26 protein-coding genes are annotated in these 23923 nt (G+C 38.2%); 5 read left to right on the forward strand and 21 right to left on the reverse strand.

Features of this window, described 5'->3' with window-relative positions; genetic code table 11:
- Window positions 1-98: 98 nt before the first annotated feature.
- From phoU to AB3I34_RS03475, 13 genes are all read right to left on the reverse strand, one after another.
- Window positions 99-776, reverse strand: a complete 678-nt coding sequence (gene phoU / locus AB3I34_RS03415) for a phosphate signaling complex protein PhoU (protein ID WP_002357304.1) — start codon at window positions 774-776, stop codon at window positions 99-101.
- A 14-nt stretch (window positions 777-790) separates the two neighbouring features.
- The gene (gene pstB / locus AB3I34_RS03420; RefSeq protein ID WP_002357303.1) at window positions 791-1549 is read right to left on the reverse strand and encodes a phosphate ABC transporter ATP-binding protein PstB; all 759 of its coding nucleotides are present in this window, start codon (window positions 1547-1549) and stop codon (window positions 791-793) included.
- 10 nt (window positions 1550-1559) lie between these two features.
- Entirely contained in the window at window positions 1560-2369 is an 810-nt protein-coding gene (gene pstB, locus AB3I34_RS03425; RefSeq protein WP_002357302.1) for a phosphate ABC transporter ATP-binding protein PstB, read from the reverse strand.
- 16 nt (window positions 2370-2385) lie between these two features.
- Window positions 2386-3270, reverse strand: a complete 885-nt coding sequence (gene pstA, locus AB3I34_RS03430) for a phosphate ABC transporter permease PstA (RefSeq protein ID WP_002357300.1) — start codon at window positions 3268-3270, stop codon at window positions 2386-2388.
- Window positions 3270-4190, reverse strand: a complete 921-nt coding sequence (gene pstC, locus AB3I34_RS03435; protein ID WP_002357299.1) for a phosphate ABC transporter permease subunit PstC — start codon at window positions 4188-4190, stop codon at window positions 3270-3272. The genes pstA and pstC overlap by 1 nt, the downstream gene beginning before the upstream one ends.
- 122 nt (window positions 4191-4312) lie before the next feature.
- Window positions 4313-5167 carry a phosphate ABC transporter substrate-binding protein PstS gene (locus AB3I34_RS03440; protein WP_002357298.1) on the reverse strand — a complete coding sequence of 285 codons (855 nt, stop codon included), beginning with the start codon at window positions 5165-5167 and terminating at the stop codon, window positions 4313-4315.
- Between the two features lie 175 nt (window positions 5168-5342).
- On the reverse strand, window positions 5343-6227 hold the full coding sequence (gene ftsX / locus AB3I34_RS03445; RefSeq protein ID WP_002364071.1) for a permease-like cell division protein FtsX: 885 nt from the start codon (window positions 6225-6227) through the stop codon (window positions 5343-5345).
- On the reverse strand, window positions 6220-6906 hold the full coding sequence (ftsE, locus tag AB3I34_RS03450) for a cell division ATP-binding protein FtsE (RefSeq protein ID WP_002361935.1): 687 nt from the start codon (window positions 6904-6906) through the stop codon (window positions 6220-6222). The genes ftsX and ftsE overlap by 8 nt, the downstream gene beginning before the upstream one ends.
- Before the next feature lie 105 nt (window positions 6907-7011).
- Window positions 7012-8113, reverse strand: a protein-coding gene (gene prfB, locus AB3I34_RS03455; protein WP_111997025.1) for a peptide chain release factor 2 whose coding sequence is annotated in 2 segments (ribosomal slippage) — window positions 7012-8040 and window positions 8042-8113 — 1101 coding nt in all. Because the reading frame shifts where the segments join, the coding sequence is not laid out codon by codon here.
- 76 nt (window positions 8114-8189) lie between these two features.
- Window positions 8190-10727: a preprotein translocase subunit SecA gene (gene secA, locus AB3I34_RS03460; RefSeq protein WP_010712526.1), complete on the reverse strand. Its 2538-nt coding sequence runs from the start codon at window positions 10725-10727 to the stop codon at window positions 8190-8192.
- Between the two features lie 255 nt (window positions 10728-10982).
- Window positions 10983-11534 (reverse strand): ribosome-associated translation inhibitor RaiA, encoded by a 552-nt coding sequence (gene raiA, locus AB3I34_RS03465; protein WP_002357293.1) that lies wholly within the window; start codon window positions 11532-11534, stop codon window positions 10983-10985.
- 138 nt (window positions 11535-11672) lie between these two features.
- Window positions 11673-12359, reverse strand: a complete 687-nt coding sequence (locus tag AB3I34_RS03470) for a ComF family protein (protein WP_010712527.1) — start codon at window positions 12357-12359, stop codon at window positions 11673-11675.
- Entirely contained in the window at window positions 12349-13665 is a 1317-nt protein-coding gene (locus AB3I34_RS03475; protein ID WP_010712528.1) for a DEAD/DEAH box helicase, read from the reverse strand. The genes AB3I34_RS03470 and AB3I34_RS03475 overlap by 11 nt, the downstream gene beginning before the upstream one ends.
- Before the next feature lie 272 nt (window positions 13666-13937).
- Between AB3I34_RS03475 and AB3I34_RS03480 the strand changes: the two genes are divergently transcribed.
- Window positions 13938-14654, forward strand: coding sequence for an AAA family ATPase (locus AB3I34_RS03480; protein ID WP_010712529.1), 717 nt, complete (start codon window positions 13938-13940; stop codon window positions 14652-14654).
- Between the two features lie 325 nt (window positions 14655-14979).
- Here AB3I34_RS03480 and AB3I34_RS03485 read toward each other — a convergent pair whose 3' ends face one another.
- Entirely contained in the window at window positions 14980-15315 is a 336-nt protein-coding gene (locus AB3I34_RS03485; RefSeq protein ID WP_002360150.1) for a PTS sugar transporter subunit IIB, read from the reverse strand.
- 120 nt (window positions 15316-15435) lie between these two features.
- Window positions 15436-15723, reverse strand: coding sequence for a hypothetical protein (locus tag AB3I34_RS03490; RefSeq protein WP_002357286.1), 288 nt, complete (start codon window positions 15721-15723; stop codon window positions 15436-15438).
- Window positions 15724-15864: 141 nt separating this feature from the next.
- On the opposite strand from AB3I34_RS03490, the gene AB3I34_RS03495 reads away from it, so the two are divergent.
- From AB3I34_RS03495 to AB3I34_RS03510, 4 genes are all read left to right on the forward strand, one after another.
- Window positions 15865-16527, forward strand: coding sequence for a YigZ family protein (locus AB3I34_RS03495; RefSeq protein ID WP_002357285.1), 663 nt, complete (start codon window positions 15865-15867; stop codon window positions 16525-16527).
- Window positions 16517-16750, forward strand: a complete 234-nt coding sequence (locus AB3I34_RS03500) for a DUF2829 domain-containing protein (RefSeq protein ID WP_002357284.1) — start codon at window positions 16517-16519, stop codon at window positions 16748-16750. Before AB3I34_RS03495 ends, AB3I34_RS03500 begins: the two co-directional genes overlap by 11 nt.
- Window positions 16751-16812: 62 nt before the next feature.
- Complete coding sequence (locus tag AB3I34_RS03505; protein ID WP_014525021.1) at window positions 16813-17598, forward strand: 3-oxoacyl-ACP reductase; 786 nt, start codon at window positions 16813-16815, stop codon at window positions 17596-17598.
- Window positions 17599-17743: 145 nt separating this feature from the next.
- Complete coding sequence (locus tag AB3I34_RS03510; protein WP_002385866.1) at window positions 17744-18265, forward strand: QueT transporter family protein; 522 nt, start codon at window positions 17744-17746, stop codon at window positions 18263-18265.
- Between the two features lie 39 nt (window positions 18266-18304).
- Here the strand turns inward: AB3I34_RS03510 and AB3I34_RS03515 are convergent, their stop codons facing one another.
- The 6 genes from AB3I34_RS03515 to purM all read right to left on the reverse strand — a co-directional run bounded on the left by AB3I34_RS03515 (window position 18305) and on the right by purM (window position 23922).
- Window positions 18305-19039, reverse strand: a complete 735-nt coding sequence (locus tag AB3I34_RS03515; protein ID WP_085444220.1) for a TIM44-like domain-containing protein — start codon at window positions 19037-19039, stop codon at window positions 18305-18307.
- Window positions 19040-19059: 20 nt separating this feature from the next.
- Window positions 19060-19389: a DUF1648 domain-containing protein gene (locus AB3I34_RS03520; RefSeq protein WP_002371050.1), complete on the reverse strand. Its 330-nt coding sequence runs from the start codon at window positions 19387-19389 to the stop codon at window positions 19060-19062.
- 128 nt (window positions 19390-19517) lie between these two features.
- Window positions 19518-20765 (reverse strand): phosphoribosylamine--glycine ligase, encoded by a 1248-nt coding sequence (gene purD / locus AB3I34_RS03525; protein ID WP_010717621.1) that lies wholly within the window; start codon window positions 20763-20765, stop codon window positions 19518-19520.
- An 18-nt stretch (window positions 20766-20783) separates the two neighbouring features.
- Window positions 20784-22325: a bifunctional phosphoribosylaminoimidazolecarboxamide formyltransferase/IMP cyclohydrolase gene (purH, locus tag AB3I34_RS03530; protein ID WP_085444219.1), complete on the reverse strand. Its 1542-nt coding sequence runs from the start codon at window positions 22323-22325 to the stop codon at window positions 20784-20786.
- Complete coding sequence (purN, locus tag AB3I34_RS03535) at window positions 22322-22894, reverse strand: phosphoribosylglycinamide formyltransferase (protein WP_002360141.1); 573 nt, start codon at window positions 22892-22894, stop codon at window positions 22322-22324. Before purN ends, purH begins: the two co-directional genes overlap by 4 nt.
- Window positions 22891-23922 carry a phosphoribosylformylglycinamidine cyclo-ligase gene (purM, locus tag AB3I34_RS03540; RefSeq protein ID WP_085444218.1) on the reverse strand — a complete coding sequence of 344 codons (1032 nt, stop codon included), beginning with the start codon at window positions 23920-23922 and terminating at the stop codon, window positions 22891-22893. The genes purN and purM overlap by 4 nt, the downstream gene beginning before the upstream one ends.
- Window position 23923: the final 1 nt, after the last annotated feature.

Here is a 23923-nt window from a genome sequence, read left to right on the forward strand (position 1 = left end):
TAGTAAGGACTAGTTTTATAAAATCAGTTCATTTTACGCTAAAAAAACTAGGAATTGGTCTAAAAAAGGCCGTCTCCTAGTTTTTTTATTTGTTTTTCTTAAAATTGTTCGTCACGATTACTATTCAATTCGGTAATTTTACCAGTTGCCAAGTAAACAATCCACTCACAAATATTTGTGACATAGTCGCCAATTCTTTCCAAGTATTGTGCCACATGTAGATAATCAGTTCCGCTAATGACCGTTTCTGGATTAGCTTTCATTGCTTCTACGGCATGTTTGTAAATACTATCGAAATATTCATTAGTACGATCATCCATTTGTGCAATCATTCGTGCATCTTTTTGATCCGTTTTAACATAGGCGATTAAAACATTATCCACCATTTTTTTCACATAATCAGACATATCTGAAATTTCTTTTTCGATTTCAGGAATACGTGTTTCTCCTTTTAAGCGAATCGTTGATTTAGCAATCGAAACGGCATGGTCCGCCATTCTTTCTAAATCCGAACTAGCTTTCATAACAGTGATAATCATACGTAAGTCTGTTGTCACTGGTTGTTGTAACGCAATCATTTCAAAACTCTTTTTCTCAAGTTTGACTTCCATATCATTAATTTCAATATCGCGATCAATCACTTCTTGAGCCAATTTTTTATCATGATTAATATATGCCTTAACAGATTTATGGACGGCACTGCTAACCATCATACCCATTTCATAAAATTGATTGTGCAGATTCAATAGTTCTTCTTCAAATTGTGTCCGTAACATTCTTTTTCCCCCTTTTAACCAAATTTACCAGAAATGTAATCTTCTGTTTGTTTTTCTTTTGGATTTAAAAATACTTTTTTCGTGTCATTAAATTCAATTAAATCACCTTGTAAAAAGAAGGCCGTTTTATCAGAGATCCGTGATGCTTGTGACATATTATGTGTCACCATAATCATGGTATATTTCTCTTTTAATGTTAACAGCATGTTTTCAATTTTACCACTAGAAACTGGGTCCAAGGCGCTAGTTGGTTCATCTAATAAAATAATATCCGGTTCCACAGCTAAAACACGAGCGATACAAACCCGCTGTTGTTGTCCACCAGAAAGTGAAAGTGCACTTTTGTGAAGTTTATCTTTGACATCCTCCCAAACGGCAGCAGCTTTCAAACTGGTTTCAACTGCTTCATCTAAGACTTGCTTGTCTTTGACTCCTTTTAGGCGCAAGCCATAAATCACATTTTCATAAACTGAAAACGGAAATGGATTAGGTTGTTGGAAAACCATGCCAATTTCTTTACGTAATTCAACGTTATCTGTTTTCGGTCCATAAATATCTTTTCCTTTATAGACGACACTTCCAGTAATAGTTACGTCTGGGATTAAATCATTCATACGATTCAAGCAACGTAAATACGTTGACTTCCCGCAACCAGAAGGACCAATCATGGCAGTTAATTCTCCTTGATTAAAAGTTAAATCAATGCCTTTCAATGCTTCTTTTTTCCCGTAATATAAATGTAAATCTTTTGATGAAATAATTTCTTTGCCCATCTTGCTCCTCCTAACCAAAATGTCCTGAAACGTAGTCTTCCGTTGCTTGAATTTTTGGTCGTGTAAAGATTTTTCTTGTATGGTCGTATTCAATGACTTTACCCATATAGAAGAAAGCTGTATAGTCACTAATCCGCGCCGCTTGTTGCATGTTATGTGTCACAATGATGATCGTGTAATCATCTTTTAAATTCACTAACGTTTCTTCAACCGTTCCTGTTGAAATCGGATCTAACGCGCTTGCCGGTTCATCTAACAATAAAATATCTGGTTTCATCGCAATTGCCCGAGCGATACACAAGCGTTGTTGTTGCCCACCAGACAGAGCTAAGGCGCTTTTGTTTAAGTTATCTTTCACTTGATCCCAAAGTGCGGCTTGCTTCAAACTTGTTTCAACGATTTCATCTAATTTTTTCTTATCCTTTTCACCATGCTGTTTCAATGCGAATGTGATATTTTCATAGATAGATTTACTAAATGGATTGGGCCGCTGAAAAACCATGCCAATGCGTTTTCTCATTTCGTAGACGTCAACTTCTTTCGTATTGACATCGACATCTTTATACATAATTTTTCCAGTAACACGTGAATTGGCAATGCCATCGTTCATACGATTTAGCGAACGTAAATACGTGGATTTACCGCAACCAGAAGGTCCAATTAAGGCGGTTATTTTGTTCTTTTCAAATTGCAAATCAACACCTTTGATAGCCTCATTGTCCCCGTAAAAGACATGTAAGTCTTCCGTGTGTAACGCAATCGGGTCTTTTTGGCTATCTAGTTGAAGTAAATGGGTATCATTTAAATTGTATTCTTTCATGCTAATTCCCCTAACATTAAGCTGATGTCATTCTCTTATAAAGACGGTTGCCGATAAAACGAGCGCCGAAATTGAAAAGTAAAACTACTAAAATTAACACAGCGGAGGCACCTGCTGAGACCGCAGCGCCATCTGGCATCGTTCCTTCGGTATTAATTTTCCAAATATGCACAGCCAATGTTTCCGCTTGACGGAAAATGCTAATTGGACTTGAAACGCTCAATGGATTCCAATTACTGAAATCTAAGGCAGGTGCGCTTTGTCCTGCTGTATAAATTAACGCAGCGGCTTCACCGAAAATCCGACCAGAACTCAAAATAACACCTGTCAAAATTCCTGGTAATGCTTCTGGCAAAATAACTTTTTTAACTGTTTCCCAACGTGAAAGACCTAAGGCTAACCCCGCTTCACGCTGTGTATAATGAATAGCTTTCAAAGATTCTTCAACATTTCTAGTCAATAATGGTAAGTTAAAAAATGTTAATGCTAACGCACCTGATAAGATTGAAAAGCCATATCCGATTTGTACAACGAAAATCAAGAAGCCGAACAGCCCCACAACAACGGAAGGCAATGAACTTAAAATTTCAATCGAGGTACGAATTAAATCAGTTAACCAATTCTTTTTCGCATATTCCGATAAGTAAATTCCAGCACCCAATGAAATTGGAATACTAATAATCATTGTAATCAATAGTAAATATAGTGAGTTAAACAGCTGAATACCAATCCCACCACCAACTTGATAGGCTCTGGATGGTTGTGTTAAAAATTCCCACGAAATATGTGGAATTCCTCTAGCTAAAATGTAAATCAGTAAGGCCGCCAAAATTAAAACAATGACGCCAGATACGGCATATAAGATACCTGTTGCGATTTTATCTGCTTTTTTTGCATTCATTATTTTAAGGCTCCTCTCTTACCGATAATTCGGATAACAATGTTGAATAGTAAAGACATCAACAATAGAATCAAGGCTAAAGACCAAAGAACGTTGTTTTCAACTGTTCCCATAATTGTATTCCCAATCCCCATTGTCAAAATACTTGTTAGTGTCGAAGCTGGTGTTGTCAAACTAGTTGGCATCACAGCTGCATTTCCGATTACCATTTGGATTGCTAAGGCTTCACCAAACGCACGAGCCATACCAAAGACAACCGCAGTTAAAATACCAGGCACAGCTGCCCGCAAGACAACTTTATAAATCGTTTGCCAACGCGTAGCACCAAGCGCCAACGACGCTTCACGATAATGTCTAGGCACGGCTTTTAATGCATCTACGGTCATCGTAGTGACCGTTGGTAAAATCATGACAAATAGCACAAACGTACCAGCTAAAATACCGAAGCCAGTTCCGCCAAAGATTGAACGGACAAAAGGAACAATGACAGATAAACCAATAAATCCATAAACAACAGAGGGAATCCCTACAAGTAATTCAATAACTGGTTGTAAAAATTTCGCTCCTTTTTTAGGTGAAATTTCTGTCATAAAAACAGCCGCTCCAATCGCAAATGGCGTCGCAACAATCGCTGACAAAAACGTTACAATAAAGGAACCCGCAATCATTGGTAAAGCCCCAACCATGGGTTTACCGTCTGCGCCGATATCACTTGGGTTCCAGTTTGTTCCAAATAAGAAATCAAACACATTAATCTTATCTTTAAAGAATGTAGCAAGTCCTTTACTTGCAACAAAATAGAAAATTGAAACAACCACTGCTACAATTAAGGCAATACATAGGAAACTAATAAATTTCCCTCGTTGCTCCATCTTGGCTCTTTTCGATTTTGTTAATAATTTTTTCTGTACATCTTCCAAGAATATTTCCTCCTCAAACAATCCAACTTTTACAGATAAAAATAGTGTACCTTTTTTACATCAATTTGTTTTTAATAACATGTAAATTTTATGTTAAGTTTGTAAATTTTGTGTTAAGAGAATTATTTAATGACATTTCCTTGCCAATCCCGTTCAATTTCCATTTTCGAAACAGGAATATACCCTAATTGACCAATCACACGTTCTTGGATATCATCTGACAACATAAAGTCTAAAAACTCTTTGGTTAAATCACTTGGATTTTTACGAGTGTACATGTGTTCATAAGACCAAATAATCCATTTATTGTTCATTACATTTTCATCTGTTGGCTGAACACCATCAATACTTAACGTAGCTACTTCATCAGTAACATATGAAAATGCGGTATAACTAATCGCTCCTGGTGTATCAGAAACAATGGAACGAACCATGCCGCTGGAATCTTGTTCTTGCGCACGAATGGCTGTTTTATCTCCCAAGACCCACTTTTCAAAAGTCGCACGCGTACCACTACCGGCCGCTCTGTTCAAAATAACAATTTTTTGGTCTTTCCCGCCAAGTTCTTTCCAGTTTGTTACTTCACCTAAAAAGATTTTCTTTAAATTTTCCATTGAGATATCTTTGACACCCACATTTTTGTTAACGATTGGTGTAATCCCAACGACAGCAACTTTATGATCAATTAAGTCTTCCGCTTTGATGCCCTTTTTCTCTTCTGCAAATAAATCAGAATTACCAATGTCTACCGCGCCAGATTGGACTTGACTCAGACCTGTTCCGCTTCCGCCACCTTGGACATTAATAAATCTTCCCGGATTTTGGCTTTGATATTCCTCACTCGCTGTCTCTACTAATGGTTGTAAAGCTGATGAGCCTACCGCTGTGATGGATTCACCACGATCAATCCATTTTGCACATCCTGTCAAAGTAAGTATACTTGCCAAACCAATAAATAATAGCAATCTTTTTTTCATCGATTCATTATTCCTCCAATTAATTTCAATCTATTCTATTTTACCATTATATGTAGGACTTGAAAATTATAAGTTATCAATTTGTTGGTACAACTGAGAAAACTCTTAAATTAAATAACAAGTATTTTAAAACTAAACGAAAAAAAGCTCTCCAAAATGGAGAGCTTTTTTTCGTTTAAATTTTCAAGAAACGACGCATTGAAATAACTGAACCTAGTGATCCAATAATCATTCCTGTTGCAATCATTAATAGATTAACTTTCCAGATAAAATCTTCTGGACGAATTAATGAATAATTCGAACGCAATAACTGCGGGTTGAACATGTTATAAACTTGATGGTAGCCTAACGTCATAATAATGACTGGCACGATTGCGCCAATCAACCCAATCCAAGCACCTTCTAAGAAGAACGGCCAACGAATGAAACTGTTTTTGGCTCCTACAAGACGCATAATTTGGATTTCTTTTTGACGAGATAAAATCGTAATCCGAATAGTGTTGGAAATTAAGAACACTGCAACGAATAAAAGTAATGCAGCAGCTGCTAAGCCCCAAGTTCGAACGGTTTGAGCGATTTTAAAGATTTTGTCTGAGTTTACACCACCGTAATCGGCTTTAAAAACACTTGGGAATTTAGCTGCTTGTTTCGCAATATCTTTCGTGTCTTCTGGTGTTTTTGCACGGACATAATACACGTCGTATAATGGGTTACTGTCGCCTTCGAAAAGATTCCAGGCATCCCCCATTTGTTCTTGGATTTTTTTCAATTGTTGATCTTTGTTTGAATAAGAAATATCTTCAACATTGTCTAATCCTTTAAGTTGTTTTTCTAATGTTTTCATTTCATTTTGTTTTGTACCAATATCGACAAAGACAGACACTGTCACGTTTTTTTCGATATCATCAGCAAGTTTCGTTGCATTAAAAATAACGCCCATAAAAATACCAACTAAAACTAATGTAATTGTAACCGCACTTGCTGAGGCAACAGTCATCCAACCGTTCCGTTTTAAACTTTTGATACTTTCAAATAAATGAGAAAAGAATGTTCTAATCATCGTAGCCGTATTCTCCTTCCACTTGGTCACGGATAATGCGACCATTTTCAATGGCAATAACACGGTGACGAATCGTATTTACAATTGTACTATTATGCGTTGCCATCACGACTGTTGTTCCTTGTGCGTTAATCCGGTCCAACAATTTCATGATTTCCCATGAATTCTCTGGATCTAAGTTCCCAGTTGGTTCATCGGCAATTAAAACTTTCGGTGTATTTACGATTGCTCGTGCAATGGATACCCGTTGCTGTTCCCCACCAGAAAGTTCGCTTGGAAAAACACGTACCTTATGTTTTAGACCGACTAAATCTAAAACTTCCATCACGCGTTTTTTGATTTCGCGAGGACGCCGTCCGATAACTTGCATCGCATAGGCCACGTTCTCATACACAGTTTTCTTTGGTAATAGTTTATAGTCTTGGAAAACGATGCCGATTTCACGACGTAAATAAGGAACTTCTTTATTTTTTATTTTCATTAAATCATGACCTGCAACTGTCAAATTACCTTTTGTTGCTTTTTCTTCACGATACATTAATCTAATAAAGGTTGATTTCCCTGCACCTGAGGGACCAACCACATAGACGAACTCGCCTTGGTCAATCTCTACTGAAATATTTCGAATCGCTGTTGTACCATTCGAATATTTCTTCATTACATCTTTCATTTCAATCATGGCGTTCTCTCCATCTCTTTTTTCTTCAATCCTACTCATTATAACATGTCAATATTGCAAACTTCTTGCATTAAGTTACATTTTTATTTCAATTTAATGAAGAGCTTAACTTAAGCGCTGTTTTAAGTAGGCATCAATGAAACCATCAAGGTCTCCATCCATCACAGCTTGTACATTGCCGGTTTCGTAATTTGTCCGATGGTCTTTGACCATTGAATACGGATGGAACACGTAAGAACGGATTTGTGAGCCCCAACCAATTTCCATTTGTTCACCACGTAAACTTGCTGCTTCTTGGGCTTTCTTTTCCATTTCCAATTGATATAATTTGGCTTTTAACATACTCATTGCTTGCTCACGGTTTTTTAATTGAGAACGTTGTGCTTGGCTTGCGACAACGGTGCCTGTTGGAATATGTGTGATTCGAACAGCCGATTCTGTTTTATTAATATGCTGACCACCGGCACCACTTGCTCGATAGGTATCAATTTTTAAGTCATCTGGATTGATCGCAATCTCTATTGTATCGTCTAATTCAGGCATTACGTCAACTGAACAAAACGAAGTATGACGGCGTTTGGCGGAATCAAAGGGCGAAATCCGCACAAGACGATGGACACCTTTTTCAGATTTTAGGTAGCCATAAGCATTGTAACCTTTGATTAATAAGGTGACACTTTTAATCCCTGCTTCATCTCCAGCTTGGTAATCCAACGTTTCAACTTGGAAACCGTGACTTTCTGCCCAACGTGTGTACATTCGTAAAAGCATACTTCCCCAATCTTGTGATTCAGTACCACCGGCACCAGGGTGTAATTCAATTAGGGCGTTATTATGATCATATGGCTCATTTAGTAGTAAGGATAGCTCATACGTTGTTAAACGTTCTTGCAAGAGATGAATTCTTTCTTCCAATTCTTCTTGAATCTCTGCATCATATTCTTCTTGTTGTAATTCAAACATCACCGTTAATTCGTCAAGTTCCTCAGAGAGCTGATGAAATTGTTGATATTTTTCTTTCAAACTATTGGTTTCGTTAATTAGCTTTTGAGCCGTTTCTGTGTTGTCCCAAAAACCAGGTTCTCCCATCCGATTTTCCGCCTCGGCAATGTCTTCTTCTAACTGGTCTAAGTCAAAGAGACCTCCTGAAGCTAGTAATTTTTTGTGTCATTTCGTCTAATAATGTACGAATTTCTGGGTTTTCCAAAATGATTCCTTCTTTCTCTTTATTGTAAAAAGAGCAAAGGCGGGACAAATTGCCCCACCCTGCGTTTTTTCTTTAATTAAGCGTTTCTTCCATGACAATTTTTGAATTTTTTGCCACTTCCGCATGGGCATAAATCATTACGGCCCACTTTTTTATCTACACGCACAGGTTGACGCTTCGCACTTGTGTTGCTTTGTGCAGCTGCATCTTGTTCTGTTTCTGGATGTTCCGCTTGTCCTTGAGCTACTTGCTCACGTTGGACATTTTGGCGAATTTCCGATTTCATGAATAAACGTGTTACTTCATATTCGATTGAACCCACCATATTGTTATACATAGAATAACCTTCTGTTTGATATTCTACTAATGGGTTGTTTTGACCGTACGCACGTAAGCCGACAGATTGGCGTAATTGATCCATTGCATCAATGTGATCTGTCCATTTAGTATCGACAACACGCAAGATGACTACTTTTTCAAATTCTAGCAATTGTTCTTGGCCATTCAATTGTTGAGATTTTTCTTCAAATACTTCTTGCGCACGTGCCACTAAGTAGTCTTTGATTTCTTCAGCTGATTTATTTTCTAAATCTTTTTTAGAAATCGTATCTTCATGGACAAGTGTTGAGGCTGCAAAATCGACAATCCCATCTAAATTCCATTCTTCTTTTTCTAATTGTGTATGGCTATCCACCACTCGGCCAATCGTCCGTTTTACCATGCCCATCAATACATCAGACAAGTCATTTTCTTCCATAATTACTTCTTGTCGTTGCGCATAAATAACTTCACGTTGCTCGCGCATCACGTCATCGTATTGTAAGACATTTTTACGTGTGTCATAGTTATTTCCTTCCACACGTTTTTGAGCAGACTCTACTTGGCGAGTAAACATTTTACTTTGAATAACTGCATCTTCTTCTTGCACATTCATTCGTTCTAAGAATGTTTTAATTCGTTCTGAACCAAAGCGTTTCATTAAGTCATCTTCTAAAGATAAATAAAATTGTGAAACCCCTGGATCCCCTTGACGTCCTGCACGTCCACGCAACTGATTATCAATACGACGTGACTCATGACGTTCTGTCCCGATAACCGCTAGACCACCTAGTTCAAGTACACCTAAACCAAGTTTAATATCCGTTCCACGACCAGCCATATTTGTTGCAATTGTAACTGCGCCTTTTTGACCGGCATTCATAATGATTTCGGCTTCTTTAAAGTGATTTTTCGCATTTAATACTTCATGAGGAATTTTAGCTGCGTTTAATTTATCAGAAAGTAATTCTGACGTTTCTACCGCAACAGTCCCCACCAACACTGGTTGTCCTTTGTGGTAACGTTCTTTAATATCTTCCACCACTGCATTAAATTTACTTTCTAAGGTTGGATAAAGTAAATCTGGACGATCGTCACGGATAATTGGACGATTGGTTGGAATTTGAATGACTTGAATATTGTAAATTTCACGGAATTCTTCTTCTTCTGTTTTAGCAGTACCAGTCATCCCGGCTAGTTTTTTGTACATCCGGAAGTAGTTTTGGAACGTAATCGTCGCCATTGTTTTTGTTTCATCTTCAATTTCGACGCCTTCTTTTGCTTCAATCGCTTGATGCAAGCCATCAGAATAACGACGACCATCCATGATACGACCAGTAAATTGGTCAACAATTAAGACTTTATTGTCTTGAACCACGTAATCAATGTCTAGTAACATGATATAGTTTGCCCGTAACGCTTGATCTAAATGGTGCGTTAATGCTGTATTTTCAATATCGTAAAGGTTATCCAATCCGAAAGTTTGTTCAGCTTTTTCAATACCTGCTTCTGTTAAACCAATTGTTTTAGACTGAATATCAATTTTGTAGTCTTCATCTTCTTTTAAGCGTTTGACAAAATTATCGGCACGCGTATAGAGTGCTGTCGATTTTTCAGCTTGTCCAGAAATAATTAATGGGGTTCTTGCTTCATCAATTAAGATTGAATCCACTTCATCGACAATTGCATAGTTTAATGGACGTTGAACCATTTGGCTGCGATAAACAACCATGTTATCACGCAAATAGTCAAATCCTAATTCGTTATTTGTACTATAAGTGATATCACAGTTATACGCTTCACGTTTTTCATCAGAAGATTTAGAGTTAATGTTTAAGCCAACGCTTAAGCCTAAGAAATTATATAATTCTCCCATTTCGTTAGAGTCACGGGTTGCTAAGTATTCATTAACTGTAACAACGTGTACTCCTTCGCCAGATAGTGCATTCAAGTATACAGGCATTGTGGCAGTCAAGGTTTTCCCTTCACCTGTTCTCATTTCAGGAATGTTCCCGTCATGAAGCACAATCCCACCCATTAATTGGACACGGTATGGGAATAAACCTAGTACTCGTTTAGCAGCTTCACGGACAACCGCAAACGCTTCTGGTAATAGTTCGTCTAAGGTTTCCCCTTTTTGATAACGGGCTTTAAATTCATCTGTTTTTTCACGTAATTGTTCATCGCTTAGTTGTTCCATTGCACTTGCATATGCATCAATTTTATCGGCGATTTTTTCTAATCGTCTTAATTCTTTTTTATCGTTTTCGATCATTTTTTTCAAAAAATTTGCCATTGGTATCTGTGTTCCTTTCAATTACCTCTTTTTATTTTTGTATCCTTTTTGTACAAGAAGCACAATCTATCCGTTTTATTTTATCATTACTTGACGAGAAAGAAAACCATTTCTCTCTATTTTACAGACATTTTCCTTTAAAAGAGGAACTTTTAAAGTTATTTTATGTATTTCTTTATTTTTTCTTTACTCCGTGCTTTAAAGATGTTTAAAGAGCTGAAATGCACGAAGGCATTTCAGCTCTTATTTTAAGCTTTAGTCTGTTTCAATCAAGCCATATTTGCCATCTTTACGACGGTAAACAATGCTTGTTCCATTTGTTTCAGCATCTTCAAAAATGAAGAAGTTGTGTCCTAACATGTTCATTTGTAAAACAGCTTCTTCACTGTCCATCGGTTTTAATGATAGACGTTTTGTACGAACGATGTCTAATTCTGAAGGTGTTTCTTCTGTTTCTTCACCAACTAAGAAGACAGCGGCTTTTGTATTGTTACGTCCTGTTTCACGAGATTTTCTGTTGATTTTTGTTTTAAATTTACGAATTTGTCGTTCTAATTTATCGACAACCAAATCAATACTTGCGTATAAATCAGGTGACGTTTCTTCAGCTCGTAAAACTAGATAAGGAAGAGGAATAGTAACCTCGACTTTGGCTGTTTTTTCAGTGTACACTTTCAAATTCACGTGAACCGTTGCTTCAGGTGAATCGCTGAAATATCTTTCTAATTTACCGACTTTTTTCTCAACATAGTCTCGAATCGCTTCGGTTACCTCGATATTTTCTCCACGTACATTATATCTAAACATAACAATTACCCCTTTCATCTACCAGTAAAGAAAAGATTAAAGGACCACTCTTTAATTCCCTTCTTCTTAATTTCATTATATCGAATAATCTGGGTTTTGCCAACAAAATAGTCATCAAATTTATGAATTCTTTTCTTTTTACCGCGCGAGAGTAAACGTATTCAAACTTTTAGGATAACAGTCATTGATAACAGCCGCTGCGTGAAAAAGAGTTCGTCCAGTGGTATAGATGTCATCCACCAAAATAACAGAACAATTTTTTAATTTTTTTTGGTTTTCTTTTTGGATGGCAAATGGTTGTTGCAACCGCATCCTTTCCTTTCTAGTTTTCTTAGATTGCGGAACATTTTCCTCTTTTCTAATTAAAAAAGGGCTGTACGGAACATCAGCCGCTTCTAGTAAGCCAATTACTTGGTTGAAGCCTCGTTCTTGCATTCGTTTTTCGGATAAGGGTATCGGAATAATATAGTCCACAGATTGTTGCCGAAAGTAAAAGTTGATTTCCTCATTAAAACACGTTCTTAAGCGATAGTCTCCTTGAAATTTATAGTGCTCCATCCACTCTTGCATTCCTTCATCATAATGAAACAACGCTGTATTATGAAAAGAATACTCTGGATAAAGCAGCTGCCACCTTTGACAATCAAAACAATAATGCTCTTGGCTGACTCGGCTACAGCCAAAACAAGTCCCTGTCATTGGCAGTTTCTGGAACTTTGCTTGGCAGTGCTGGCAAAGTGAAGGCCTCGCCCATTTTTTAAAACGTAAGAGCATTTTTAATGTTATCTCCAAACGAATGGGGCTTGCGCAATTTTTACAATCCATCTAACATCCCTCGTTTGCTAGCCAAGCGATTCATTTGCTTTATTTGCCGAATTGCCTCTTTCATGTCTCTTGTTTCCCCATCATGTAAAAATAAAACTTCGCCGTAATTGAATTCTTGTCTTCGATCGACTCGGCCCGCAATTTGGACAAGTGTTGAAGAAGTGAAGACTCGATGATTGGCACCATAAACAATAACTGAGACTGCATCAAAAGTCACACCACGTTCTAAAATGGTTGTAGTGATCAAAATATCCGTTTTCTGCTGACGCATTGCTTGAACTTTTTCCAGGCGAAGCTCATCACTACCATAAACGGCGACAACTTCTTTGTCGGAAAATCGCTCAGCTATTAATGGATGCAATTGGTGAATTAATGGAATGCTTGGGCAAAATAATAAAACTGAATTACGCACCAATAAACGTTTCAAATGATGTGCAATGATTTTAATATTTTTGCTAGAAATACTTTGCCACGACTGAACCCAAAATCGGCGTGGCACAGGTAATGGTCTACGATGATATCTTGCTGGCAAAATACTGGCCGCTAACTTCTTTTGCTGTAAAAGCTTCCGTAATTCTTTCGTAGGGGTTGCTGTTAAGTACACCAAACTACTTCTTTTTTTTCGTGCGTTACGCACTCCATAATAAAGATGCTCGTTATTAACAAAAGGAAAAGAGTCTACTTCATCAACGATAAGTAAATCAAACGCTTGATGGAATTTCAATAATTGATGGGTGGTGCAAATCACTAGTTTCGTATAACGATACGCTTCTTGACTGTTTCCATGAAGTAAAGCAATTGCTTCATGAGGAAAAACCGCTTGGATTCTGGGAAACAGTTCTAAGCAAACATCGACACGCGGCGAAGCCAGCGCAATCCGCCCCCCTTCTTGTAAGGTTTGGTGCAAAACAGCAAATAACATTTCTGTTTTGCCTGCACCTGTAACTGCCCACACTAAGCGATTCTCTCTTGCTTTTGCTGTCTCACAAAGTTCAACCGAGATCGCTTGCTGTCCCTTTGTTAATTGTCCAGACCACTCAAAAAAGACAGTTCTTGGGCTATTGGGCCTTTCTGGTAAATGACAAAATTTTTGACAAGAAGTCACACGGCCTAATTGAATGCACGCATGACAGTAGTATACATTTGTCGCCAGTCTGTTTTCTTTTTTGGATACGACTTCTCCGCACCGCTGACATTGAATTGTTAGGGTTGAACGCTCTAACATTGTTGATAAATAAACCAGTTTTGTCTGTATTGAACGTTCTGTTTCTTCAAGAATTATTTTACGTCCATGCAAGTCTTCCATGTTAACCACCTCAATTATAAAATACGCATTTCTCTAGCTTTTTTGCGAAAAAGGAGATCTCCCACCGTTATCTTTCTATTCTTATCTAGTCGTTACCTACTAAACAAACTCTTGATACGCTTTATTGTTTACACGAATCTTCTACTTTCGACTTACCTATATGCAGCTTTTTTATAAACAAATTTATCTACCTTTAAAGAAAAATTAATGTTAAAGTATATCTAGTAATTCAAGCTTTAATTTGAAAAGACTAGAAAGGAGCAAACTTTATCATGGAAAATATTTTTTTAAAAAGACTAGAACTCAAAGCTTTTGAAGAAGATTCTGTTTTTTCAAAAATTGAAGGGCTGAATAAATTTAATTCACTAAATTTTAAAAAACCTATTACTTTTTTTTCAGGTGAAAATGGAACTGGAAAATCCACTTTACTAGAAGCAATCGCAGTCAACTGGGGATTTAATCCTGAAGGCGGTAGTATTAATTTTAATTTCTCTACAAACGATACTCACTTGGATTTACATAATTATTTAACTGTTGCAAAAAGTGTAAAGCGTGCTACGGATGGCTTCTTTTTAAGAGCTGAAAGTTTCTACAATGTTGCTACATATGCAGAAAATATAGACTTAGATTTTTCTGAATATGGCGATAAATCCCTACATCATCAATCACACGGCGAAAGTTTTTTGAATCTGGTGAACCATCGGTTTAGAGGAAATGGTCTGTACCTGTTAGATGAACCTGAAGCGGCTCTCTCACCTCAACGCCAACTAGCCTTAATGATATCTATAAAAAAACTAATTGATGAGGGGTCTCAGTTTATTATTGTCTCTCATTCACCTATATTACTTGCAATGCCTGACTCACAAATTATTTCTTTTGATAAAGATAGTCCTTTAGAAATCACGTATGAAGAAAGTATGCCTTATGAAATAACCTCATTATTTTTAAACAACAAAAACAGAATTCTCTCTCATTTATTTGCTGAATAAGTCTGTTATTCGAATTGCTTATGCCATACTATAATGACTCGTATATAAAAATATTGTTAATCATTCTTTGAATTACTACTTTTAGACTACGGAAAAAGGCGTTTATTATTCAGAAAATAGATTGTTAAGTATGCTTTTTTAGTATCTAGATTAAAGTAAAAAATTAAAGACAGTTATCTTTCTCTAGCTCACAGGACTAATTTCGGCTCTATAATTTATGGAACTGATAAACCAGAATGACTGCCTCAGCTCAATTCCAATTAACTAAAATCATAAAAAAAGACAAGTTGCTTTTTCGAAGATTCTCGAAAAAACAACTTGTTTTTTACTCTTTTTTATCTGCTTGTGCTAACAAACCCAAGGCTTGTTCCAACACTTTTTCCCCGTTCATTAAGCCGTAATCAGACATGCTAATGACATCTGTTGGGATACCTTTTGGTGATAGACGCTTTTCAAAATCACTCTTCATATAACGAACTTGTGGACCTAACAATAACACATCGACTGGATTATTTTCTAAATTTGTTTCTGCTTCCGATGCAGAAGCCGCAAATATATGGGCATCTAAGCCTTGATTAAATGCTGCTTTTTGCATTTTTGTAACAAGTAAACTAGTACTCATTCCTGCGGAGCAAACTAACATAATTGTTTTTTTTGACATTTTAACAGCCCCTTTTACCTTTGCCTTTTTCAATTTTCAACATTATCTATTAAAAATATTATAGTGTAAAGTTAATTTTTGTCAATCATTCTTGTTTTTTAAAGCGGATACAATCCTAGTTTAAACGTACCATGCTGACTTCAGCAATTTATTAAATACCACATATTCTTTTTCCAAATTCACTTGAACTACTTGGTAACTCGCATTCAACCAACCATAAGCGCCCTTTTCTGGATGCTTATAATCGTTCGCCCACCAATCGACATCTGTCTTAGCAGTTTTTGGTAAACCAGAATGAGGGAATAACAATTCATCAAACTGAGTAAAGGTCAAAGTAACTTGGGAACCGCCATTCGTTTTCAAATAATGAGTAATTGTATCATATTTTTTCTGTCGTGTATGTACCATTTTCCAGCGCCTCCCTTTTCTCTATCATACCTTATTATAACGTTTTTTTCCAAAAATCTCACAAAAAAGATGAGAGAAAAAGTTGCTATTCAGTTGATTCTTTTTTATACTGACTTTATTACGAGAGAAAAGGATGCCCATATGTTAGAAAGCTATATTACAGTCAAACAAGATGGTTTCAGCGAGATTGAAATCAAGAAATCGCGGTTTATCTGTTCTGTAAAGCGCGTAACATCAGAAGAAGAAGCAAAAGCCTTTATCGCCGCAATAAAAAAAGAACATTGGAAAGCCAATCATAATTGTAGTGCTTTTGTGATCGGCGAAAAAAATGACATTCAGCGGAGCAGCGATGACGGCGAACCTAGTGGCACTGCTGGTGTTCCAATGCTAGAAGTCTTAAAGAAAAAAGAGTTAATCAACGTAGTCGCTGTTGTCACTCGTTATTTTGGCGGAATAAAATTAGGCACTGGTGGTTTAATCCGAGCATATAGTCATGCTCTTTCCCACACTTTAGATGAAATTGGTTTAGTCATTGGCAAATTGCAACAAGAGCTATTGATTACGATCGCCTATCCTTTATTAGGAAAAGCCCAAGCCTTTTTGGAACATAGTCCCTACACGCTTAAAGAAACTATTTACACAGAGTCTATTCAGTTAATTTGTTTAGTAGATGAACAAGCAACAGAAACATTTATAGCTGAAATGACGGATCTACTTAACGGTCAGTTGACAATTGAAAAAGGCGCAACGAGCTATCACGAACTACCATTTAACGAAAAAGGAGCACAAGCAAATGACATTTGAAGAAGTATTGCCACAGATTAAAGCAGGAAAAAAAGCCGTACGTAAAGGCTGGAGCGGTTTTGAACTTTTTATTGAATTACGTGATGAAATTGGCACCTCCGAAGGTGAATTTTTACAAGTTACCCCGTATTTTTTAATCAAAACTTCTGATGAAGGCTACAGCATGTTTTCACCAACACCTTGTGATGTCTTAGCAGAAGATTGGGTGATTGTTGAAGCATAATTACACACATAAGGTCTGGCAGATTACGGCGATTGCTCGTTCTTCCAGACCTTAATTTTTAAATGTTTAAAGGAGTTTTTCTTATGCCAAAAGAATTTGAAACAAAACGGGTGCTTGTAACCGGTGCAGCTTCAGGGATTGGCCAAGCACAAGCAATTGCCTTTGCTGAGCAAGGTGCTGAGGTTATTGGCATCGACCTAGACGAAACGGGGTTAAAACAGACAGCCGCACTGGTTAATCCAGATTCTACTAAGCCATTTACTTATTTTGTCGGTGATGTGTCTTCTCCCTCATTTGTGCAAGCCACGATGAATCAAATTGTGAAAGACAACGGCCAAATTGATATTTTATTAAATACGGCAGGTATTTTAGATGATTATCGTCCTTCTCTAGAAACTTCGGAAGCTTTATGGGATCAAATTTTAGCAACCAATTTAAAAAGTGTCTTTTTAGTGACCAATGCTCTATTACCTTATTTCCTCCAACAAAAAAAAGGAGTAATCGTTAATATGGCATCTATCGCCGGCTTAGTAGCTGGGGGCGGCGGCGCAGCGTACACTGCCTCCAAACACGCAATCATCGGGTATACAAAACAACTTTCCTACGATTATGCCAAATTAGGCATTCGAGCAAATGCGATTGCGCCAGGTGCCATCCAAACACCCATGAACGCAGCTGATTTTGTAGGAGAAGGTGAAATGGCTACTTGGGTAGCACGTGAAACACCCGCGGGCCGTTGGGCGCAGCCACAGGAAGTAGCAAAACTTTCATTATTTCTAGCTAGTGATGACGCTGATTATATCCATGGCACAGTTATGACCATTGATGGTGGTTGGACCATGAAATAAAAAGACTTTACAGAGTGTCTGTTCTTCAGTAACATGTAACACAGTGAGGCAACTCACACCATAACACTTCAGTTGGCTTTACTGCCCTTCCTTTGGTTATGGTTATCACTAAAACACGTCGTTGTTTTATAAAGGAGAATCTTAAATGAATCATTCATCAAATCCACAAACCAGTACGTGGTCAGCTACGGCGTTGGCTAAAATGGCGCTGGTTACCGCTTTGTATGTTGTTGTCACTGTACTTCTCGCTCCGCTTAGTTTTGGTCCGATACAGCTTCGTCTTGCCGAATTATTTAATTATTTAGGCGTTTTTAACAAGCGATATATCTGGTCCATTACGTTAGGGGTTGCGATTGCCAACACCGCTTCGCCTCTTGGTATCATCGATATAGTCATCGGTAGCGCTGGAACGTGCGCAGTCTTATGGATTGCCTATTTTGCGACAAAAAATCAGCAAAATTTATTGATTAAACTAATGCTGACGGCCATTCTTTTTGCTTTGTCCATGTTCACTGTCGCCGGACCCTTAACGTTCTTTTATCAGTTACCTTTTTGGTACACATGGTTGACCGTTGGACTTGGTGAACTTCTTTCAATGACCGTCGGCGGTATTCTGATTTACGTATTAAATAAAAAAATACAGCTTGTAAAACGCATCGAAGAATAAAAAAGCGCTTGGGGCTTAAACCCCAAGCGCTTTTTAGCACTATCCTTTAGGTTGAATGAAGTCTGCTTGCCATTTTCCAAGAGATGGATTGTAATCAAAATACCAAAGTTGTGAAAAATATTGTTTTTGGTGCTTGTATCCTGATAAAACACGACCGCTTTGAGTATCTTCCTCGTAGTCAATACAAGAAAAATGAAGCATCAGTGAAAAACTGGTTTCACTAATAGGATGATAATTCGAAGCTGGCGCTACTTTCACTTTTTTCACATGATTTCTGATGCCCGCTTGTTGATTTGCTTGTAATACTGCAAGATGTTTTTGATAAAATTTTTCTGTATAGTTATCTTTGACCACAGACAAGTTTTCTTGATCCCACGCTTGTTGTATTTCTAAAAACGTTTGTTGTATTTCTTTTAAGAGTGCCTTTTTTTCTTTTGATGTTCCAGGTAATGCCGCCCACATTTCTTGAAAAGCTCCTTCATCGACTGGTTGATTTCTACGGCGTCTTTGCCAAATCATCGCGCCCCCAAAAAGAACAAAAAACACTGTTGAAATTAAGCCTTCCAGTGGCGTTGTGTTGCTGGTCCCGGTCTCGTTATGATGAACATAACTTCTTGATCCATCACCGCTTGGCGAAAAACCATTCGAGGGATTACCTCCGCTAGGACTTTCTACACGTCCGCCGCCATAGCCACCAGCTATAGCCGCCGCTTGATTAGGCCATAAACAAAAGGCCATGGCACAGCCCACAAAAACCAAAATTAACTTTCTCATTCTCTCACCTTTCGACCCCTTCAAACCAACAAATGAATAAATAGACGCAGAATACTAAACAAAGCGCCAAGATTAACAATGATTAATAATACCTTCAGCCATCTGCCATATGGTTGTACTGATTGATAACTTCGTTGATAAATACTCAAGCCAAACAGGACCGCTGGCCACATAAATATACTAGATCTTGGGCCAAACGAATTACCCTCGCCCCAAAAATTCACATGAATGGGCACATGAGCTGGTAAATCAGGATAGACCACCGCACTTAATAATAGTAAACTGACTGCTAAAATACTTGTAACAATAAACAACCGCTGACTAACTTTTTCAATCTGCTTCTCTCTCATTATTTTAGCTTTCTCCTCTAGTTTAATGATGGATATACTTTCAGTTTATGCCTCCCTATCTGAATTTGCAATAAAAAAAAGACAAGGAAACATTCGATTAAATGTCCTTGCCTCTGTTTTTAAAAACCTTAAATCAAGCCTTTCACACCTATATCTTTTCGATAGTACATTCCAGGAAATGAGTAATTATCCAATGTTTGATAAACTTTTTTGCGGGCTTCTTCAAGAGTCGAAGCAGTTGCTTCTGCTAAAAAGATTCGTCCGCCAGCCGAAACCAGAGCCTGTTCTGAACGAGTTACCCCTGCATAATAGATGGTTTCACCAGACATTTCTGGCAATGGTAGATTTGTCTTGTATTGATTAGGATAGCCTTCTGCTGCTACAACAACACCAACACTCGCTAACTCATTCCATGCAATCGTTGGTTGCTCTTTCACCAGCAATGAAGAAATTATTTCTGAAAGGGGACTCTCTAAACGTGCCAACACAACTTGTGTTTCTGGATCCCCAAATCGAGCATTAAATTCAATAACCTTGGGGCCAGTTGCTGTTTGGATTAAACCAGCATATAAAATCCCTTGAAACGGACGTTTTTCAGCCACCATTCCTTTAGCAGTCGGTTTCAGGACTTGGCTAATGGCTTGCTGAACCGCTTCTTCTGGGATCTGAGGCACTGGTGTGTAAGCACCCATCCCCCCTGTATTCGGACCAGCATCCCCATCGAAAATCCGCTTATGATCTTGAGCAATCACCATCGGATATACCTTCTCATTAGAAACAAAAGCCATTAAGGAAAATTCTTCTCCTTGCAAAAATTCTTCGATTACAACCGTTTGACCGCTTACTCCAAATTGTTGATCCTCCATCATCGCAACTAGCGCCCGTTTTGCGGCTGCTTTTGTTTCGGCAACTACTACTCCTTTTCCAGCTGCCAAACCATCCGCCTTAATAACAATTGGTACTCCTTGCTGTTCAATATATTCTAAGGCAGGTGCCAAACGTCGAAAGACCCGATATTCCGCCGTTGGAATCTGGTATTTTTGCATAAAATCTTTCGCAAAACTTTTTGAACCTTCAATTATTGCAGCTGCTTTTGTCGGGCCAAAAATCAGTAATCCCGCTGCTTGAAAGGCATCTACAATCCCTTCAATTAATGGCGTTTCCGGTCCGACGAATGTCCAATCAATCTGATTATCCTTCGCAAATTGAATTAGTTCCGTTTGCTGCTCTTCACCGATAGGTACAGTCCGAATATTATCACCACTCATACCAGGATTACCTGGTGCACAATAAACAGTATTGACTTTGTCTTCTTGCTGTAATTTTTTGGCGATTGCATGTTCACGACCACCACGCCCAATCACTAATATATTCATCGGTTTCTCCTTTAAAAATTAATGTTTGAAATGACGAGTCCCAGTAAAAATCATCGCAATGCCATAATGATTCGCTAGATCGATTGATGCTTGGTCTTTAATGCTCCCGCCTGGCTGAATAATTGCTTGAATACCATGTTGTGCAGCGTATTCCACACTATCTGCCATGGGGAAAAAGGCATCACTTGCTAAGACGGCCCCTTGTAATTTTCCAGCTGCTTGGGCTTGATCAACTGCAATTTTTACTGACCCAATTCGATTCATTTGACCAGCTCCAATTCCCACCGTTTGGCTTTCATTGGCTAAAACAATAGCGTTTGATTTTACATGCTTGACTGCTTTCCAAGCAAAGTTCAATGCGTCTCTTTCAGCTGGTGTGGGTTGGCGCTCTGTAACAACTTGCCATGCTTGGTCATTTTCAACAACTGTATCTTGTTCTTGAATTAATAACCCGCCCATAACAGAAACTAATTCCACCGCTTTTTTTTCTTGAGCATGAAAATCTAACGTTAACAAACGAAGATTCTTTTTCTGAGATAACAGTGCCAGAGCTTCTTCCTCAAAACTAGGCGCAATAATTATCTCTAAAAAGATTTGATGCATTTCAGCCGCAGTCGCTTGGTCCACTGGACGATTCAAAACAACAATGCCACCAAAAATTGAAACTGGATCTGCTTCAAATGCCTGACGATAGGCTGCCAAAATCGTTTTTCCTGTTCCAATTCCACATGGGTTCATATGTTTAACAGCGACGACCGTAGGTTCTGTAAACTCGCTAGCAATCCGGAGTGCTGCATCAGCATCTCGAATATTGTTATATGAAAGTTCTTTGCCATGAAGTTGTCGAGCGGAAGCAATGGATAATGATACAGGTACAACGGATTGATAAAAGGTGGCTTGTTGATGGCTATTTTCGCCATAACGCAATGTTTGCTTACGTTCATAAGTAAGCGTCTGTTTCTCTGGTTCAGTTTCACCCACTTGCGTCGTTAAATAGTCAGCGATAAGCGCGTCATAAGCAGCGGTATGACGAAAGACTTTTGCTGCTAATCTTTTTCTAGTGGCTAACTGGCTAGTTCCAGTGCTGCTAATTTCACTTAATACCTGTTCATAATCACTAGGATCAACCACTGCTGTTACGTCTTGATAATTTTTTGCCGCTGAACGTAACATGCTAGGACCGCCAATATCAATCATTTCAATCGCTTCTGCTTCAGAGATCGCTGGTTTTAAAATTGTTTCTTTAAATGGATAAAGATTCACTACTAAAAGGTCAATAAATTGAATGCCTTGTTCAGTCAGTGCTTTTTGATGCGTTTGGTTTCCCCTTTTTGCCAAAAGTCCGCCATGGATATTCGGATGTAACGTTTTGACACGGCCATCTAACATTTCTGGAAAGCCAGTGATGTCGTCAATAGCAAGTGTCGGTACCCCCGCTTCTTCCAAGACAGTCCTTGTTCCCCCAGTGGAGATAATTTCAAAGCCATTTGCAACTAAGCCTGCTGCAAATGTTGTCACTCCTGTTTTGTCTGAAACGCTAATCAATGCTCTTTTGGTCATTTCATTGTCTCCTTTACAATTTGTGAAATTATTTTTGGGTACCATTCGTGCTCAAGAGCATGAATTTTCTCTGCTAATGTGTCCAATGTATCTTCAGTATCAATCTTGGTGGTTGTTTGGAAAATAATCGGTCCTGTATCAACCCCAGAGTCAACATAATGGATAGTGATTCCTGTTATTTTCACTCCATAATGAAATGCCTCTTCAATTCCGTGAAGACCTGGAAAACTAGGTAACAGAGAAGGATGAATATTGACGATTCTCTTTGGATAAGCCTCCAGTAAAGTCTTGCCGATAATTCTCAAATAACCAGCTAACACGATTAAATCGATCTGATGCTCTTTTAAATGTTTCAATACTTGTTCTTCATACTGCCCACGAGATGGAAAATCAGATGGTGAAAAGCAAACAACGGGAATCTTGCGTTTTTGGGCACGGGTCAATACATAGGCTTCAGGCTGGTCACAAAAGACTAAGCTCAACTGCCCTGCGATTTTTTTCTGGGAAAAAGCTGCAGCAATCGCCTCAAAATTGCTACCATTGCCAGATGCAAAAACAGCTATCTTCATAAGGCTTCCTTAAAAATAACGGCTTTCGTTTTCCTAGGTACCAAACGACCAATTTCAAAAGCTTCTGGCAAAAGCTCCTGAACTTTTTTAACATGCTCTGGACTCACCGCTAAAATCATCCCTAAGCCCATATTGAAAATTTCATACATTTCTTCAGATGGAATTTCACCATATTTTTGAATCAATTTAAAAATTGGTAGCACTGGCCAACTATTTAATTGAATCTCTGCAGCTAGTGAGGAAGAAAACATTCTTGGTAGATTTTCTAAAAACCCGCCGCCAGTAATATGCGCAGCCCCATGCACGAGTCCTGCTTTTAACAATGGCAATAATTCCTTCACATAAATTTTTGTTGGTGTTAATAATTCTTCCCCTAACGTTTTGGGTGCCAATTCTGGAAGCTCGTCCGTTGTTTTAAACGAATGTTTCTTAAAAAAAACATTTCTTACTAAAGAGTAACCATTAGAATGAAGACCACTTGAAGGAAGACCAATCAAGAAATCGCCTTCTTTTACGTTACTTGGAGTCAAGAGTTGACTTTTCTCAGCAATACCCACGGCAAAACCAGCCACGTCATAAGCATCTGCTTCATACATATCAGGCATTTCAGCTGTTTCGCCCCCAATTAAGGCTGCATTCGCCTCACAACAGCCAGCCGCAACACCCGCAACAATTGCTTCAACTTTAGCTGGATTAACGGTCCCTAACGCTAAATAATCTAAAAAATATAACGGTTCGGCGCCTTGTGCGACGACATCATTGACACACATTGCTACACAATCAATTCCGATTGTCTCGTGTTTCTGTTCTTCAATTGCCAAGAGTAACTTTGTGCCTACGCCATCCGTTCCTGATACCAAAACTGGTTCTTTAAGCTTGTAACTACTTAAATCAAAACAACCACCAAAACCACCAAGCATGCCCAACGTTCCCGTCCGTTGTGTCTTTTGGCTATGCTTTTGAATTCGTTCCACTACTTCGTATCCTGCCTCAACATTTACGCCAGCTTTTGAATAGGCATTTTCCATG

The organism is Enterococcus sp. C102(2024), assembly GCF_040888205.1.
GTDB lineage: Bacteria > Bacillota > Bacilli > Lactobacillales > Enterococcaceae > Enterococcus > Enterococcus faecalis.